The 16739-nt window shown below is 42.9% G+C and carries 16 protein-coding genes and 1 CRISPR repeat array (1 of these 17 cut by a window edge); of the genes, 2 read left to right on the forward strand and 14 right to left on the reverse strand.

Translation table 11 applies throughout. The features are described from left to right. Positions 1 to 36 precede the first annotated feature (36 nt). The 8 genes from K4I03_RS01680 to K4I03_RS01715 all read right to left on the reverse strand — a co-directional run bounded on the left by K4I03_RS01680 (position 37) and on the right by K4I03_RS01715 (position 7900). On the reverse strand, positions 37 to 789 hold the full coding sequence (locus tag K4I03_RS01680; RefSeq protein ID WP_227963495.1) for a DUF4336 domain-containing protein: 753 nt from the start codon (positions 787 to 789) through the stop codon (positions 37 to 39). Beyond that, entirely contained in the window at positions 786 to 2324 is a 1539-nt protein-coding gene (locus K4I03_RS01685) for a glycosyltransferase family 39 protein (RefSeq protein WP_227963496.1), read from the reverse strand. Before K4I03_RS01685 ends, K4I03_RS01680 begins: the two co-directional genes overlap by 4 nt. Positions 2325 to 2435: 111 nt before the next feature. Beyond that, positions 2436 to 3065 (reverse strand): orotate phosphoribosyltransferase, encoded by a 630-nt coding sequence (gene pyrE, locus K4I03_RS01690; RefSeq protein ID WP_227963497.1) that lies wholly within the window; start codon positions 3063 to 3065, stop codon positions 2436 to 2438. A 78-nt stretch (positions 3066 to 3143) separates the two neighbouring features. Further along, positions 3144 to 3836 (reverse strand): orotidine-5'-phosphate decarboxylase, encoded by a 693-nt coding sequence (pyrF, locus tag K4I03_RS01695; protein WP_227963498.1) that lies wholly within the window; start codon positions 3834 to 3836, stop codon positions 3144 to 3146. A gap of 247 nt (positions 3837 to 4083) precedes the next feature. Then, entirely contained in the window at positions 4084 to 5022 is a 939-nt protein-coding gene (locus tag K4I03_RS01700; protein WP_227963499.1) for a dihydroorotate dehydrogenase, read from the reverse strand. An 11-nt stretch (positions 5023 to 5033) separates the two neighbouring features. Then, positions 5034 to 5840, reverse strand: a complete 807-nt coding sequence (locus tag K4I03_RS01705; protein WP_227963500.1) for a dihydroorotate dehydrogenase electron transfer subunit — start codon at positions 5838 to 5840, stop codon at positions 5034 to 5036. A gap of 209 nt (positions 5841 to 6049) precedes the next feature. Continuing rightward, entirely contained in the window at positions 6050 to 7024 is a 975-nt protein-coding gene (locus K4I03_RS01710) for a hypothetical protein (protein WP_227963501.1), read from the reverse strand. Between the two features lie 30 nt (positions 7025 to 7054). Next, complete coding sequence (locus tag K4I03_RS01715; RefSeq protein WP_125330383.1) at positions 7055 to 7900, reverse strand: hypothetical protein; 846 nt, start codon at positions 7898 to 7900, stop codon at positions 7055 to 7057. 245 nt (positions 7901 to 8145) lie between these two features. Here K4I03_RS01715 and K4I03_RS01720 point away from each other — a divergent pair, with 245 nt between their 5' ends. Further along, a complete protein-coding gene (locus K4I03_RS01720; protein WP_060976025.1) occupies positions 8146 to 9054 on the forward strand; it encodes a LysR family transcriptional regulator in 909 nt (302 codons plus the stop codon). Between the two features lie 41 nt (positions 9055 to 9095). Here the strand turns inward: K4I03_RS01720 and K4I03_RS01725 are convergent, their stop codons facing one another. The 6 genes from K4I03_RS01725 to rpiA form a co-directional block, all read right to left on the reverse strand. Next, positions 9096 to 9827 (reverse strand): NAD-dependent protein deacylase, encoded by a 732-nt coding sequence (locus tag K4I03_RS01725; RefSeq protein WP_227963502.1) that lies wholly within the window; start codon positions 9825 to 9827, stop codon positions 9096 to 9098. Positions 9828 to 9838: 11 nt separating this feature from the next. Beyond that, positions 9839 to 10600 (reverse strand): hypothetical protein, encoded by a 762-nt coding sequence (locus K4I03_RS01730; RefSeq protein WP_227963503.1) that lies wholly within the window; start codon positions 10598 to 10600, stop codon positions 9839 to 9841. Next, a complete protein-coding gene (deoD, locus tag K4I03_RS01735; protein WP_004186762.1) occupies positions 10597 to 11310 on the reverse strand; it encodes a purine-nucleoside phosphorylase in 714 nt (237 codons plus the stop codon). Before deoD ends, K4I03_RS01730 begins: the two co-directional genes overlap by 4 nt. A gap of 285 nt (positions 11311 to 11595) precedes the next feature. After that, on the reverse strand, positions 11596 to 12408 hold the full coding sequence (locus tag K4I03_RS01740; protein WP_227963504.1) for a purine-nucleoside phosphorylase: 813 nt from the start codon (positions 12406 to 12408) through the stop codon (positions 11596 to 11598). 29 nt (positions 12409 to 12437) lie between these two features. Further along, positions 12438 to 13649: a phosphopentomutase gene (locus K4I03_RS01745; protein WP_227963505.1), complete on the reverse strand. Its 1212-nt coding sequence runs from the start codon at positions 13647 to 13649 to the stop codon at positions 12438 to 12440. Between the two features lie 13 nt (positions 13650 to 13662). Further along, complete coding sequence (gene rpiA / locus K4I03_RS01750) at positions 13663 to 14340, reverse strand: ribose-5-phosphate isomerase RpiA (RefSeq protein ID WP_227963506.1); 678 nt, start codon at positions 14338 to 14340, stop codon at positions 13663 to 13665. A 176-nt stretch (positions 14341 to 14516) separates the two neighbouring features. Between rpiA and mnmE the strand changes: the two genes are divergently transcribed. Beyond that, the gene (gene mnmE / locus K4I03_RS01755; protein WP_227963507.1) at positions 14517 to 15890 is read left to right on the forward strand and encodes a tRNA uridine-5-carboxymethylaminomethyl(34) synthesis GTPase MnmE; all 1374 of its coding nucleotides are present in this window, start codon (positions 14517 to 14519) and stop codon (positions 15888 to 15890) included. A gap of 111 nt (positions 15891 to 16001) precedes the next feature. Continuing rightward, positions 16002 to 16739: a CRISPR direct-repeat array (repeat unit 36 nt; unit sequence GTTGTACAGTTACTTAAATCTTGAGAGTACAAAAAC) (it continues 485 nt past the right edge of the window).

The following is a 16739-nucleotide window of genomic DNA, read 5'->3' on the forward strand; positions in this document are numbered from 1 at the left end:
ATATCCTCCTTGGAACAAGGCAATAAGTATTTTTTTCTATTTTATCCACCTAAGCGCTCTTTTGAGTTCAGCTGTGCCATTTTCCAGAAAACAAGAACCGTGGGCTAGTATGATTTTCTCCGGTTGCCAAGCCAGCATCTGCTCTAGACATTCTTTGGCTTCTTTTTGATGACCGATAAAGGTCATACGGTAGTCAATAGGCGTCTGTCCATCTGGAGCTGCAACACGAACCAATTTATAAACCTTGCTGCGAATCTGATTTGGAAAATGATTTGTTTCAAAATTCTCAATCAAATCTGTCAAAATCAAGGTTTGACTGCCCTTATGAAAAAAGACAACTTCCTCAATATAAGTACTTCCCTTGAAAAACAACTGATCTATCTGACCTGCCCAAGCTTCTGGAGCCTCATCCGTCAGCTTTTCATCAAAAGAGACTGGTATTTTCTGATTGGCTGCTCTCTCTTCCACTCCTGGGCTAGACCAAGCAATTGCCTCAGGATAACGCTTCTTCCAGTCAGCTATATAGGCATAGTGAATCTTATTAGGCGAGACAAGGTGTGCAACTGGTCCCAAAGCGTCCAACTGGTCAAACAAAGCTTGATTTGGCTGAATTGGTGAATGGCACCAGAGCTGGCCATTTGCTAACTTGATGACAGTCATGCGGGTAGAAAAGGGCAGATTTGTCAGCACCGCATCCATCTCAATCAAATCACCATCTACAATCCAGATATTCTCAGCAATGGGCTTCAAGGTATAAAGCGGTTCATAGATAGGAACAGGTCTTTTCATTTCAAAGAGTCCTTCTTTCTAGTCCAAAAGCGAAACTTCCCTAGAACTTGAGGATACTGGGCTAATCCTAGGGAGGATAAAATCAAAATCTGTGGCAAAAACTGAATCAGATAACGGGTCTTTCCTCCTTCAAAAATCTGCAAAAAGAGCAGACCGCCAAAAACAGCTAAGGTTAGAAAATTCAGTTCGTCACTGGAGCGATATTTCCAAAGGGCAAAGACAAGTCCTGCTGCCATGACAATCCAGACCACCTGCTTGGACAGCGAGAAATAGACAAATTCTGACTTGTCAGTATTCAAGAAGAAGTCACGGACAAACTGAGTTAAAGGATTATCCTTCGTATCTTGGTAAAAAGGCGATATATAAGGCGTCTTTTCATTTTCAACACTGCGGTAGAGCCAGCCCAAATCTCCTTCTGCCACAGTCAGAGACTGCTTGTGGAAGAGATGATGAGCTAAAGTCAAAGGATTATATTCACTTAAGCGCCGCTTGATTTCCTTGATAACATATTCCTTGGCAAACATGCCATTGTTATAGTCATACTGCTTATCGGGCTCAATATACTGCAAGAGCCCTTCTTTCATATCTTCCTGATTATGTCCATTGAAGGTCAGACCTAGATTGATAAAGAGCAGAGGACCTTTTGCTAGTCCCTCTCCCTTCATAATCGGAACTTCCGTCTGATGCTTGGACCAGTAATGCAGCGGGGCGTAACTAATCGCAAAACTGCAAGAAAAAACGACTAGTATCAGAAAGAACTTCTTCCAGTTCTTTTTGAAAAAGAGAACTCCGAAGACAGCTATCAGCAGAATCATTACTGTTGGTCTAAAGAAGAAAGCCAGACTAGTCATTAGCCCAAGCAAGATACTTCGCCAAACCAGCTGCCGGCTTGATTCCTCTCCTTTCAGCAATCCCAGAACTAGGAAAATCTGCAGACTGATGAAAGGAAGGGGGGGAATATCGGTATACATTGAAAAGAAATAAGGAGAAAAGCCCAGTAAAAGCACATAAAGACTAAAGACAGCATCTGCAGCCTTTTGGGAAAAATACTTTTGGCAGCCCTTGTAGAGAATCAAGGCCGTTACGTTAGTATAAACAATATTCAAGGCTTGCATGACCCATAGACCAGATCCCCCAAATACATTAAAGAAAAAACGCTCGTATAGAAAGAGAGAGACATTGTTAGGGTTGCGGGTCAGATAGCTGGAAATAGAGCTTTCTTTCAGAGTTTTGAAAGCTCCTGTAAAGACAACTGCTGCATCCCGCCTAATCAAAAGCTCTGCTGAAAAGAGCATTATCAGCTGAAAAATAAAGGCAGCTAGCATAACAAGAAGTTTATGCTTCATCAGCCAATGATAAGTTTTTCCTAGCAAATTCCGATAGCGATAGGCCAGATAAGCCAAGCCAGCAAAGGCAAACAAAGCCAAAATATTCAGCTCTGCAACATGCCAGATGGCAATCAGAAACCAGTGAACAGCCGTAACCAACATAACTTTCTGTAATATCGAAAAGGATAGATGATAAATCTTAGACATAGCTCTATTATACCAAACGCCGAGACTTTAAGCCATTTTTAAAGGCAATACAAGGACGTTTTACTGAAAAATGACCTGAATAAGAGTCAGATCATTTTATTTGTATTCGGTCTAAGACTGCCAATTCTCTTGGTCATGCTTAAATTTCTCAAGCAAGGCCAAGCCCTCTGGACTGACATAACCCTCTGCTTCGGCTAGAGTGATTAACTCAGTGTAGTTAGAAAGGGTCACCAATTTGACACCCGCTTCATTGAAGTTCTTTTCTGCCTTTGGCAGCTCATAGGTAAAGATAGCTGCTGCGCCAATCACATCCGCACCTTCACGTTTAGCGGCAGCTATAGCATCCAAGACCGAACCGCCAGTCGAGATTAAGTCTTCAATGACAACCATCTTCTGTCCAGGCGCTACGCGACCTTCGATTTGATTGCCCGCTCCGTGATCTTTGGGCTTGCTGCGGATATAGGCAAATGGCAGGTTCATTTTATCTGCGATAATGGCTCCATGAGGAATGCCTGCTGTCGCAGTTCCAGCAATGACTTCTACATCAGGAAATTCCGCCTGAATCTTTTCGACAAAACCATCCTCAATCAAAGTCCGAGTCTCTGGATAAGCCAAGGTCACACGGTTGTCAGTATAAATAGGTGACTTGATGCCCGACGCCCATGTAAAAGGCTCTTCTGGCTTCAAATACACAGCTTTTATTTTTAATAAATCACGCGCGATTTCTTTTGCTAAAGTCATTTTTTGCTCCTTATAAATTTGAATTTTTATGATGCTGTTAATTTTTATAAACGATTTAATTCGAATCTCTTGTTTTTCCTAGCTATTCCACTGCTTCTTAATCTCGTGGTAGGCATCCCAAGGATTTTCAGCTTGGATAATCGGACGGCCGACTACAATATAATCACTGCCGATTTGATGGGCTTCCTGCGGAGTCATGACCCGTTTCTGGTCGCCAATTTCTGATCCAGCTGGCCGAATACCCGGCGTCACACAGAGGAAATCATCCGCAGTTGCCGCCTTAATCAGTTCAACTTCTTGAGCTGAGCAAACCACACCATCCAGACCGGCTTCTTTGACCTTCCGAGCGTAGTTGACAACAGACTCCTGAACCGTAGTCTGGATATTTTGGCAATCACGCATATCTTCCTCGCTGGTCGAGGTCAGCTGAGTCACCGCAACCAACTTAGCCTTATCCCCCAAGACCTTCTTGGCTTCGCTCATCATCTCTACACCGCCTGCTGCATGGACCGTCACCATGTCGATACCAAAAGTTCCTAAGACAGACATGGCTGAGCGAACTGTATTAGGAATGTCGTGCAGTTTCAGATCCAAGAAAATGCTGTGTCCAAGACCTTTCAGATAATGAACGATTTCTGGACCGATGGCATAGAAAAATTCCATGCCGATTTTGACATAGAGTTTTTCATCTTCCGGAAAATGCTCCAAGAAATCTTTGACATCGTCAAAAGATGGAAAGTCGAGGGCGATAATAGGCCGTTCTTCACGCATGAGGGGAAAATCTCCTTTTAAATTATTATCTTCAAAAAAGTCCATTAGGCATTTATATCTCAAAAACAACCTTCACATTAGGCTCAGAGACATAGAAAAACCTTGCCCGAGAGCAAGGTTACACGAAAATGTGGCAGTATCTGCCATTCAAACGTATGTACCTTAGTAGCCTCTCTGGACTTCTTTAAAGGTTATATTTAGTTCATTCTATAATTTCACAGCAGGATTGTCAAGTAAAAATGTAACTTTAAAGTAAATTCTCTCGAACTTCTTTACGTAAGCTTTCAAGACTTTCGATGCCGTATTTATCCATAGCTTTAGGCAGGTTTTCAATAATGGTAGGACAAGCATATGGATCCGTGAAATTGGCAGTTCCCACTCCAATAGCTGAAGCGCCCGCTATAAACATCTCCAGAGCAGCCTCCGCCGAATCAACTCCCCCCATACCAATAATGGGAAGTTTGCTTGCCTGCGCCACTTGACGGATCAGCTTGAGCGCTACCGGAAAGACAGCCGGACCAGACATGCCACCAGTGCCATTAGCGATAATAGGCTTGCGCGACTTTAAGTCAAACCGCATACCTACCAAGGTGTTAATCATAGTAAAACCAGCAGCCCCAGCGTCTTCAACAGCCTTGGCTACCTGAATGATGTCTGCCACACTCGGAGTCAATTTGACATAGACTGGCACAACAGAAGCATCAACTGCAGCCTTAGTTGCTTCGTAAGCCAACGCCGGAACTTGACCAATCAACAGTCCAGCATTTCCATGGTCAACATTAGGACAGGAGATATTGAGCTCAATAGCCTTTACATTAGGGGCTTGAGAAATTTTCCCAGCCACTGTGGCATATTCTTGATTGGAAAAGCCCGCTACATTGGCTATGATTGGTAGGTTGGGATAATGCTTTTCCAGCCAGGGCAGTTTTTCAGCTAGAACAACCTCAAGACCTGGATTTTGCAGGCCAATGGCATTGAGCATCCCAGCTGGCGTTTCTGCCACCCGCGGAGTGGGATTGCCAAAGCGGGGGTCCAAAGTCGTAGCCTTTATCATAATAGAACCCAGCAAGTCCAAGTCATAGTATTTGGCATATTCCTGTCCGAACCCAAAGCAGCCAGATGCTGGAATAATTGGATTTTGCAGGTCCAAGCCTGGCAAGGAAACTCTTAAACGTTGGTCACTCATTATTTCCCCTCCTAGACAATAATCGTGCCCGTCTCAAAGACCGGACCGTCTTCACAAACCCGCTTATTGACCGACTCGTCCTGACCTGCAATATGAACGACGCAGGCATAGCAGGCGCCCATGCCACAAGCCATACGAGACTCCATGGAGAGATAAGCATGCGGATGGTCCTGAAACTTACGATCCACATACTGGAGCATAGCTGGCGCTCCACAGGAATAGACAGCCGCATACTCTTGGGTCATCTCATCTACCACCGCTGATACATAGCCCTTGCGACCATAGGAACCATTATCCGTCGTGACAATGACCTCGGCGTATTTTTTCATTTCCTCTTCTAAAATAACAGCAGATTTGTCAGCAAATCCCAGTACAGCTGTCACTTGAGCTCCCTTGGCAAGCAATTCTTTAGCAACCTCAAGCAGGGGAGGGACACCAATCCCACCACCGATAACCAAAGCGCGGCTACCTGCCCTTACAGGACTCAAATCAAAGCCATTTCCCTGAGGCCCCATAACATCAAGAAACGAGCCGACTGGCAGTTGAGAAAAAATAGCCGTCCCGCCACCTTCTATCCGATAAATGATACGACAAGTCAGATTATCTCTGTCAATCTCAGCAATTGAAATAGGCCGGCGCAAAAGTTTGCTGTCATCGGGTACCCGAATATGTAAAAACTGCCCAGCCTGCATCTGGCTGACCATTTGGCCCTTTAGGATCATGGAAAAAATATTAGGTGCAATCTCAACTTGCTCCAGCAGCTCCATCTGCTCCAGCATAATCTTGCCAAATCTCTTTTTGCAACTGTCACTAACCATGACAACCTCACTTTCTACAAGAAAAAACCTCGCCACAGCAAGTTTTCGCAAAAAACAAGGCAGCCAACTGCCTCTTATACCGTTTTTCCTACCTTACAGCCTCACTGGACTTGATTAAAGGTTAAATTGTAAACATTATATCGTTAGAGATATGGATTGTCAAGCCATAAAAAATATTAGAATTTTAAGATCTCCGACCTACCACAGCTTTACCAGTCCTTGTCAAATTCACTTCTTGCATCCGCAAGACGAAAGCTGCCATCCTCCTGCCTCTTGAAAATCAAAGACACCCTATCCAATTTTCGTTCAGCAGGTGGACGATGAATATTAAAATAATTCACCCGCAACGATAACGGGCTATAATCTGTATCGCTTCCAGAAAAATTACTATCTGAAGGCAGTCCAAATCGAGCAACAATCTCCTGATATGTCATTCCACCTTTTCCATATTGACTATCACCTACTGTCAATGTATCCATATCTTCTGGCTTCCACTTAAAAACAAACTCATTTTTGATAGCTGGTAGGTTATGAATGTCATCCAAGTAAACTGCCGTTTTAGTTATTAAATAGTACTTTTTTCCATTGGAATCGGGGTCATAAAAACCCAAACTGATTTCCTGAGGATGTCCTGATGAACCATATCTCGGAACATCTACAATTCTTGTCTTATAAGTTAGTGTCAATCCATTTTCGGTAAAACTCACATTTGAACCCTTACCGTATTTCGTAATAACCTCTTCCAAAGTCGGATTATTTTCCCACTCCCCGACTTTGGCTATTTTGAGTTCTACAAAATTGTCTAATGTCCAATTAAAAACAAACTTTTTTTCATCTTCCTCAACAATTTTCTTTTTCAGTTCCTTCTGTTTTTTGTCCATTTCTAACTCATCTTCATCTTGCTGAGTAGTAGAGCTTTCTTTACTAACTGACGACACTGTCTTATTATATTTGTACTTAAGGTTGGCTCTAGGAATCTTTTGAGAAAAATAATAGAAGCCAAAGAATAAAGCAAATGACAAGGTCAAACAAAGAAGAATAAAGGCCGAATTAATCCTTTTTTTCTCCTCCTGTATGGCCATCATGCTAAGTTCTTCTCTTTTTATCTTTTGTTGTTGATAAAGTTCTTTTTTTATGGCTTTAAATGAATTAGCATCATGTTTTTTCTTGCTACTCCTTCTCAAGATTATCTCCTCTGTCTTTTTTATTTTAGTTTACTGATTCTGTTTAGAAACCAAACGCCATGTTCCATCTTCTTGCTTATAGAATTCTAGATTGACAGACTTCAATTGTTCCGGATTTGTCAAAGAATGAGGATTATGATAAGTAACTCGCATTTGAAGTTGATTGTCCTCTCCCAAAATCGTCTGATACAGCGGCAAACCAACATTTGAAACAATCTCATCATACACCGTACCTTTGTCAGTACCTTCTCTAGCACCAATAACAAGACTATCTATATATTCTTGTGTCCATAAAAAGTTTCTATTAGGATTTTGATCCACCTTAATTTCATCACTTGCAAGGTTAGAATGGTACTTGGAAATGAGCTTATAGACACCATCAAATTCAGCAAAGGTTAAAGAAACATAACCAAGAGCACCATCCTTCTCTTTCCAAAAAAGACGAATATGCTTTTGAATTTCATTATTTGATGAAAAATCAATCCACGAACCAGCTTCAACAGGTCTTCCAAATTCTCTTAAAACATCTTCCAAGGCCGCTCCGCCTTTAGCTTTGTCCATGGGTAGAGAAACTGCCTTGTCAACCGTCCAAAGAAAGGAACCACTTTTTTCTGGAGGAACTGTAAGACTTTCAGCGAATTTTTTTACTTCAGTCTTCTTATCCTCTAATTTTTTTGATGGTGAAATAATCTGACTTGACTGGCTCACCGGTTGCTTAGATTTAGTCTTTTGCGATATAGAAAGCATCAAAAAAACTGCTCCAACGATAGAAAAGCCAATAATGGCTAATAGAACGAATGGTAAGAACTTAGACTTAGATGTCTCCTTCTCTAACTCAAGAGCAATATCTTCAAAAGAATCTTCTTTTCTCTTCATAACTACTCCTTTTACAGTCTAAAAATCATCATATCACGAATAACTTGAAATTGCAAAACCTGTTTCATTATAAAAGACTTGATAAAATCGCTCTATAATTCCGATAAGAATAAACTTTAAAAATGTCACTATATCCAATAGAATTTCTTTTACCATCTGTCCATTTGATAGATTCAATTATAAAACCATGCTAGCTTTCATTGATTTACCGGGAAAAAATCCCCAGTTTGTGATAAAATAGTCCTATGAGAATTCAACAGTTACACTATATTATCAAAATTGTCGAGACTGGCAGTATGAACGAAGCTGCCAAGCAGCTTTTCATTACTCAGCCTAGTTTGTCTAATGCTGTGCGGGATTTGGAAAATGAAATGGGTATCGAGATTTTTATTCGCAATCCCAAAGGAATTACCTTGACCAAGGACGGCATGGAGTTTCTTTCCTATGCCCGGCAGGTAGTTGAGCAGACTCAGCTTCTAGAGGAGCGATACAAAAACCCTGTCGCCCACCGTGAGCTTTTTAGCGTGTCTGCCCAGCACTATGCCTTTGTGGTCAATGCCTTTGTCTCCCTGCTTAAAAAAAGCGATATGGAGAAATACGAGCTCTTTCTGCGGGAAACTCGGACTTGGGAGATTATTGACGACGTAAAAAACTTCCGCAGCGAAATCGGCGTCCTCTTTCTCAATAGCTACAACCGCGATGTCCTATCCAAGATGCTGGATGACAATCATCTGATTGCGACTCATCTCTTTACGGCTCAGCCCCATATCTTTGTCAGCAAGTCCAATCCGCTGGCCAAGAAAAAGCTGGTCCAGTTATCTGACTTAGAAAACTTCCCCTACCTCAGCTATGACCAAGGGACTCACAATTCCTTCTACTTTTCTGAGGAAATTCTCTCTCAGGAACACCATAAAAAATCAATCGTCGTCAGTGACCGCGCGACGCTCTTTAACCTTTTGATAGGTCTGGATGGCTACACTATTGCAACCGGTATCCTCAACAGCAACCTCAATGGTGATAATATCGTCTCCATCCCACTGGACATTGATGATCCGATTGAACTGGTCTACATCCAGCATGAAAAAGCTAGCCTATCCAAAATGGGAGAACGCTTCATTGACTATCTGATTGAGGAAGTGAAGTTTGATAAATAGACTGCAAAAAACACCCGAAAAAGCTTTTTCAGGTGTTTTTGCTATTGTTTCAATTTCCCCAACACTTCTCCAATCTTGCCCTCAATCACTAAGTCTGCCTGGCTGTCTTGAGGGATGCTGGTCTTGTTGATGACGACCAGATGCTTACCTGCAAAGTACTGGATGAGGCTGGCTGCGGGATAGACAACTAAGGAGGTGACGCCGATTATCAGCAGGTCCGCTTGATGGATAGCTTGAGCTGCCTGCTGGAAAACTTCCATATCTAGCGGCTCTTCATAGAGAGTCACATCTGGCTTGACAATACCGCCACAGTCAAGGCAGTGAGGAATGGTGCCGTCCAGAGCCAGAAAACCGTCCAAATCGTAGAATAGCTGACAATTCAGACAGTAATTTCTATCCGCACTGCCATGTAGTTTGAGAACCTTCTTTGAACCGGCCATTTCATGCAAGCTATCTATATTTTGAGTTACTACAGCCTTGAGCTTGCCAGTCTTCTCCAAGTCTGCCAAGTAGGCATGAGCAGCATTGGGCTTAGCATCCGGATAGAGCAGGTACTTCTTGTAAAAGTCAAAAAACTCCTGCGGATAGCGCTCAAACATAGTGTGAGAAACCAGCTGCTCTGCAGTAAAATGCCGTCCCAGTTTGACACTGTATACCCCATCTGAACTGCGGAAGTCCGGAATATTGGACTCCGTCGAAACACCCGCACCACCGAAAAAGACAATATTCTGGCTTTGATCTATCAATTCTTGCAGCCTTGCAATCTTATCCATCCTGCTACTCCTTATAAGAGACTTTCTATGACCCCATTTGCTCGGTCAAAGTAAAAAGGTTCCTTCTGATAAACTATGCCTGTCTCCTGCGCCAAATCAACCAGAAGAACCATAAAGTGCTGAGACGAAAAACCTGTCGTCCGGTGCAATTCTTCCTCGTCAAAAGGCTTGATAAGGTGAGCTAGCGGATTGCGGACTGACTTTTCTAACTCTCTTAGTTGCCGTGCTGATTCTTTGACAGATTCGGGCAAATTCAACTGCAAAATCAGCTCCGTCAAACTAGAAGAATTGACCGTGCTTTCCGCATGAAAATTTTGCAGGTCAGGATTATCAGAATGTCGCATCTTTTCAAACTTCCAACGGTCGTAACTTGCTCCTCGCGAATTATGAATATAGCAGTCAATATCCGGTATTTGCATGCGAATCAGTCGCATAAAAATCCGATAAATAGCCGGGCTGACAGCTCGGATAAAGTCAATCAGTTGCTCATTTCTCAGCTTGGCTTCCAGATCATAAAGGTAATTAACCAGCTGCTCATCCGCTTCATTTTCATGGCAAAAAAGCTGAAAATCAGCTAGGTCAGACCTAGTGATTTCCAACTTTAGATTCATCATAGATTGGATATTGAGCTCTCTTCGCTCCGCTAAAGCCTCAAGAAGAAGGACCAAGTCAGACTGGACACTGCTTCCTGCTCGCTCAGCTAGTTTATGGGCATAAGCATAGTCATAGCGGGAAATAGCAAAGAGGATGGCTTCTTTGACATCTACTTTCATGCTTCTGCAATTAAGGTTTCCAAACCAACCTTCATCATATCGGTAAAGGTGTTTTGACGCTCTTCTGCTGTCGTGTCTTCTTCTGGATTGACCAAGCTGTCAGAAATGGTCATGATAGCAAGAGCGTCCACATGGTGTTGAGCTGCCAAGTAGTAAAGTGCCGCAGCTTCCATTTCAACTGCCTTAACGCCCCACTTACCAAGCTCGATGTTCTTTTCAAAGTAGTTTGAGTAAAAGACATCTGACGACAAGACATTCCCAACATGGGTTGTCATACCAAGACCTTTGGCGATATGGTAAGCCTTATCTAACAAATCAAAGCTAGCGATTTGCGGAAAATCATACTGTGGCCAGTCATTGCGGATGATATTGGAGTTAGTCGCAGCCGCCTGAGCCAGTACTAATTCACGGACATGGACATCAGCATTCAGCGAACCAGCTGTTCCCACACGAATCAGCTTTTTCACACCATAGTCAACAATCAGCTCACGCGCATAGATAGAGATTGATGGCATCCCCATCCCAGTTCCCATAACTGAAACACGCTGGCCTTTATAAGTTCCAGTGTAGCCGAACATATTGCGGACTTCATTGAAGCAAACAGCGTCCTCAAGGAAATTCTCCGCAATAAATTTAGCCCGAAGCGGATCCCCTGGAAGAAGGATTTTATCAGCAATTTCACCTGGCTTAGCAGAAATATGAATAGACATAATATAAGATACTAAGGGCTTAAAAGAGGCAAAGCAAAAATAGGAAACGAACGAAGATGCGACTGCATCTAGGTAGATTTATCTTTTTTGCACCGCCTCTAGCCCGAGTTCAATTCAAACTCAGACGCCCTTCCTTTCTGTGTTTATTTGAAAGATAGTTTTCCGCTTGTGTTCAAATCTGAACACCTCGCTCTACCTTTCTTTAGTTTAATGATTTTATCAGCTAGATAGAAAGGCTGTTCCGGGTTTAATTCCCAACCCAGACACTCCGCCTTTCAACATTTTTTACAATTCAGCAAGTGTTTCTTTAAGAAGTCGTTTAAAATCACCTTTGACACGTTCTGTTACTTCAACTACTTCCTCATGATTAAGCTCTTCTTGGAACCCAGCAGCAAAGTTTGTAATGCATGAAATTCCAAGGACTTTCAAACCAGAATGTGCTGCTACAATCACTTCTGGAACAGTAGACATGCCGACTGCATCCGCTCCAAGCGTCTTATAAGCGCGGATTTCTGCAGGTGTTTCATAAGTCGGTCCAGTGACACCGATATAGACACCCTCATCCAGCTTGATACCAAGCTTATCAGCAACTTTCTGAGCGGTGGCACGGTATTCTGGAGTGTAAGATTTCGACATATCAGGGAAACGTGGACCAAATTCATCCAAGTTTTCACCAATCAAAGGATTTTGGCCAGTCATATTGATGTGGTCCGTAATGGCCATCAGTGTACCAGGACCATAGCCGATACCACCGGCAGCATTGGTCACAATAACACCTGTCGCACCAAGGGCCTTCATCACACGCACTGGGAAAGTAACGATTTCTAAAGGATTTCCTTCATAGAAATGGAAACGGCCTTGCAGCGCCAAGACTTTACGTCCTGCCAAGTCTCCATAGACTAATTTACCAGCGTGACCAACAACAGTTGAGCGACCCCAGTTTGGAATATCCGCATAGTCAAGACTAACGGCATTTTCGATTTCAGAAGCCAATTCTCCCAAACCAGATCCTAAGATCAGACCAAACTCAGGCTCTGTCATACCTTTTTCTTTCAAAAAAGCCGCTGTTGCTTTGATTTTTTCTGATAAGCTTGTCATAAAATATTTCCCTCACTCTCATATAATGCTTATACTAATTTGTCCAAGAAGCTTTCACCAATCATCGCCTTGTCCACTCCGAAGTTTTCCGCAATGGTAGCTGAGATATCCGCAAAGTGTCCGACAGGAATATGACCATGACCACTCAGCGATTTTCCGAAGACCAAAAGCGGAATGTACTCACGAGTGTGGTCGGTTCCGGCATAGGTTGGGTCATTACCATGGTCAGCAGTAATCATGAGCAAGTCATCTTCACGCATGTTTTCAATAATTTCTGGGATGCGAGCATCAAACTCTTCCAAGCAGTCACGGTAGCCATGTGGATCACGGCGGTGACCATAAAGAGCATCAAAGTCTACTAGGTTAGTGAATGAGAAACCTTCTTTGAAGTTTTCATCTTTCAAAACTTTGACCAAAGTATCCACACCATGATTGTTAGACTTATTGTGTCCCATATCATGGTTGATTCCAGCTCCGTTGAAGATGTCGTTAATCTTCCCAACTGAATAGGTATCAATTCCAGCTTCATTGAGCTTATCAAGCACAGTTGGATTAAACGGAGAAACGGCATAGTCGTGACGGTTAGCTGTACGAGTGAAGTTGCATGGATCACCTACATAAGGACGAGCGATGATACGTCCCAGAAGTGCAGGACGTTCCAAAGTAATAGAGCGGGCGAATTCACAGATACGATAAAGCTCTTCCAAAGGAATCACTTCTTCGTGTGCCGCGATTTGCAATACTGGGTCAGCAGAGGTGTAGATAATCAGCTCGCCTGTTTCCATCTGACGAGGGCCAAAGTCATCAATAACTGCTGTACCAGAGTATGGCTTGTTAGCCTCACGAATGACTTTACGACCGGAAAATTCTTCAATTTGAGTCAGGATTTCTTCTGGGAAGCCATTCCAGAAAGTATCAAAAGGCTCAGTAATATTGAGACCCATGATTTCCCAGTGGCCTGTCATCGTGTCTTTTCCAAGCGATACTTCTTCCAGCTTGGTATAGTAGCCGCTAGGGTTTTCTTCTTGAGGAACGGTCTTCAAAGAAGCAGGACGCTCGATATTTCCTAGACCGATCTTAGCCATGTTTGGCACATTCAGTCCTACCGTTTTGGAAATATGTCCCAGAGTATCTGAAGCACCATCTGGTACCCCTGCATTGACAAAGTTATTGGCATCTGGTGCAGCACCGATACCAACTGAGTCCATGACTACCAAGTGAATACGATTAAATTTTGGCATAAAATACCTCTTTCTATTTATTGGCCTCTAAAACTTGGAGACCCGATTTTCCAGCAACAATGACCTTGTCTACCATTTGATTAAACAGTCCATGCTCCACTACTCCCACAACATGATCAAGTTCTTGTGCAAACTCAACTGGATTTTCAATCACACCTAAATCTAAGTCAATAATGAAATTCTGCATGTCCGTGACAAAACGTTGGTCATCTTTCTCACGAAAGGCTGGCTTATATCCAGCACGCTCAAAGCGACGAAAGAGCTGTTCAGCACCGTACTGAACAACTTCTACTGGTAGCTTGAAGGCACCTAACTTCTCGACCATCTTGCTCTCATCGACTACCCAGATATAGTGCTTTGTAGGCACCGCTACGACTTTCTCCATGAGAAGCGCGCCGCCACCGCCCTTGATACCGTTAAAAGCTGAATCAACCTCATCAGCACCATCAACAGTGACATCCACCTGATTTACATCGTCGATAGACTTGAGCGGAATGCCCAGCCCTTCAGCCTGTTTGCTAGTGACACTGGAAGTCGTAACAGCTGTAATCTGCAATCCTTCTTCCTTGATCCGCCGACCAATTTCTTCGACAAAATAATAAGCAGTCGAACCCGTCCCGAGACCAACTATCATCCCGCTTTGGACAAATTCAGCAGCCTTGATTCCTGCCAGTTTCTTTAGATTTTCCATAGCACCTCCTCGAATCACACTACTTTTATTATATCATGATTCTCACTAACATGAAAGTGTTTTCTTTACCAGACTTAAATTTCATTCCTTCCGCTTGATAATCGAAAGCCTTGCTCCTCCTTGATTTTTGCGTTACAATTAGAGTAATTGATTTTAAACACAAGGAAAAATGCAATATGATTACCAGAGAATTTGATACAATCGCTGCGATTTCTACGCCTCTTGGCGAAGGAGCCATCGGCATTGTTAGACTAAGCGGGACTGATAGCTTTGCTATTGCCCAAAAAATCTTCAAAGGGAAAAATCTAAGCAAAGTGGAAAGCCACACGCTCAACTACGGTCATATCGTCGACCCTCAAAAACAGGAAATTCTGGACGAGGTTATGCTTGGTGCTATGCGCTCTCCCAAGACCTTCACGCGCGAGGATATCATTGAGATTAATACCCACGGCGGGATTGCGGTCACGAATGAAATCTTGCAGCTGGCTATCCGCGAGGGTGCTAGAATGGCTGAGCCTGGTGAGTTTACCAAGCGGGCTTTTCTCAATGGGCGCGTAGATTTGACTCAGGCTGAGGCTGTCATGGACATCATCCGCGCCAAGACCGATAAAGCCATGAACAATGCTGTCAAGCAGTTGGATGGCTCTCTCTCCAATCTTATCAACAATACCCGTCAGGAAATTCTCAACACACTGGCTCAGGTCGAGGTCAATATTGACTATCCCGAGTACGACGATGTGGAAGAAATGACAACCCAGCTTATGCGAGAAAAAACAGCTGAGTTCGAGGCTCTGTTAAGCAATCTTCTCGATACTGCACGACGAGGTAAGATTTTACGCGAAGGCATTTCCACTGCTATCATCGGCCGGCCTAATGTTGGCAAGTCCAGCCTGCTCAACAATCTCCTGCGCGAGGACAAGGCCATTGTGACTGATATCGAGGGTACGACCCGTGATGTGATCGAGGAGTATGTCAATATCAAGGGTGTGCCGCTCAAGCTCATCGATACCGCAGGGATTCGAGAAACCGATGACCTTGTAGAACAGATTGGAGTTGAACGATCTAAAAAAGCCCTGCAGGAAGCTGACTTGGTTCTTTTAGTCCTCAATGCCAGCGAGCCTCTGACGGATCAGGACAAACAATTGCTCGAAATCAGTCAAGATAGTAATCGTATCGTCCTGCTTAACAAGACTGACCTTGAGGAAAAGATTGAGCTGGATCAGCTGCCAACTGATGTCATCAAGATTTCTGTCCTCCACAATCAAAATATCGATAAAATTGAAGAACGCATCAATCAGCTCTTCTTTGAAAATGCTGGTATCGTAGAGCAAGACGCTACCTACCTGTCCAACGCCCGCCATATCTCCTTGATTGAAAAAGCCCTAGAAAGCCTGCAAGCCGTCAACCAAGGCTTGGAAATGGGTATGCCCGTAGATCTTCTCCAAGTCGATATGACCCACACCTGGGAAATCCTCGGCGAAATCACTGGTGACGCCGCACCAGACGAACTCATCACCCAACTCTTCAGCCAATTCTGCTTGGGGAAATAGAGAACAAAAGGACTGATTTACTCAGCCCTTTTTATGATAAAACATTACAGATTCCCCTCTATCCTAAACTATAATAAAAACAGAACAACGCTATCTGGTCTATAGTAAGCTGTTGTACAGTTACTTAAATCTTGAGAGTACAAAAACCGTTTTCTTAGTCTTATAAGAGGCCTTTCTGTTGTACAGTTACTTAAATCTTGAGAGTACAAAAACCGAAAGTAAAATAGATTTACTTCCGAAAGGTTGTACAGTTACTTAAATCTTGAGAGTACAAAAACTGCCTTGAGGCTTAACCTCTGCCTGCTGAAGTTGTACAGTTACTTAAATCTTGAGAGTACAAAAACTGCAATTCAAGGTATCTATCCCCATCTAATGTTGTACAGTTACTTAAATCTTGAGAGTACAAAAACCAATACAGACATCGATGCGGGATATATCGTGTTGTACAGTTACTTAAATCTTGAGAGTACAAAAACCTACATGTCCACCAGCACCTCCAGATTGGCGTTGTACAGTTACTTAAATCTTGAGAGTACAAAAACTGACCGATGTAAAACCTCTTTAAAATAAAGGTTGTACAGTTACTTAAATCTTGAGAGTACAAAAACGTAAGTTAAGGTCTGATGTGCCTGAGGATTGTTGTACAGTTACTTAAATCTTGAGAGTACAAAAACAATCGTGGATAAAAGCTTGCTATCGTCATAGTTGTACAGTTACTTAAATCTTGAGAGTACAAAAACTGGAACAAGATTTTATCGGTCAATATTCTGGTTGTACAGTTACTTAAATCTTGAGAGTACAAAAACGATACTTAAGCACTTGATTTAATACATTTTGTTGTACAGTTAC

This window comes from Streptococcus sanguinis (genome assembly GCF_020729725.1).
GTDB classification, from domain to species: Bacteria; Bacillota; Bacilli; order Lactobacillales; family Streptococcaceae; genus Streptococcus; species Streptococcus sanguinis_V.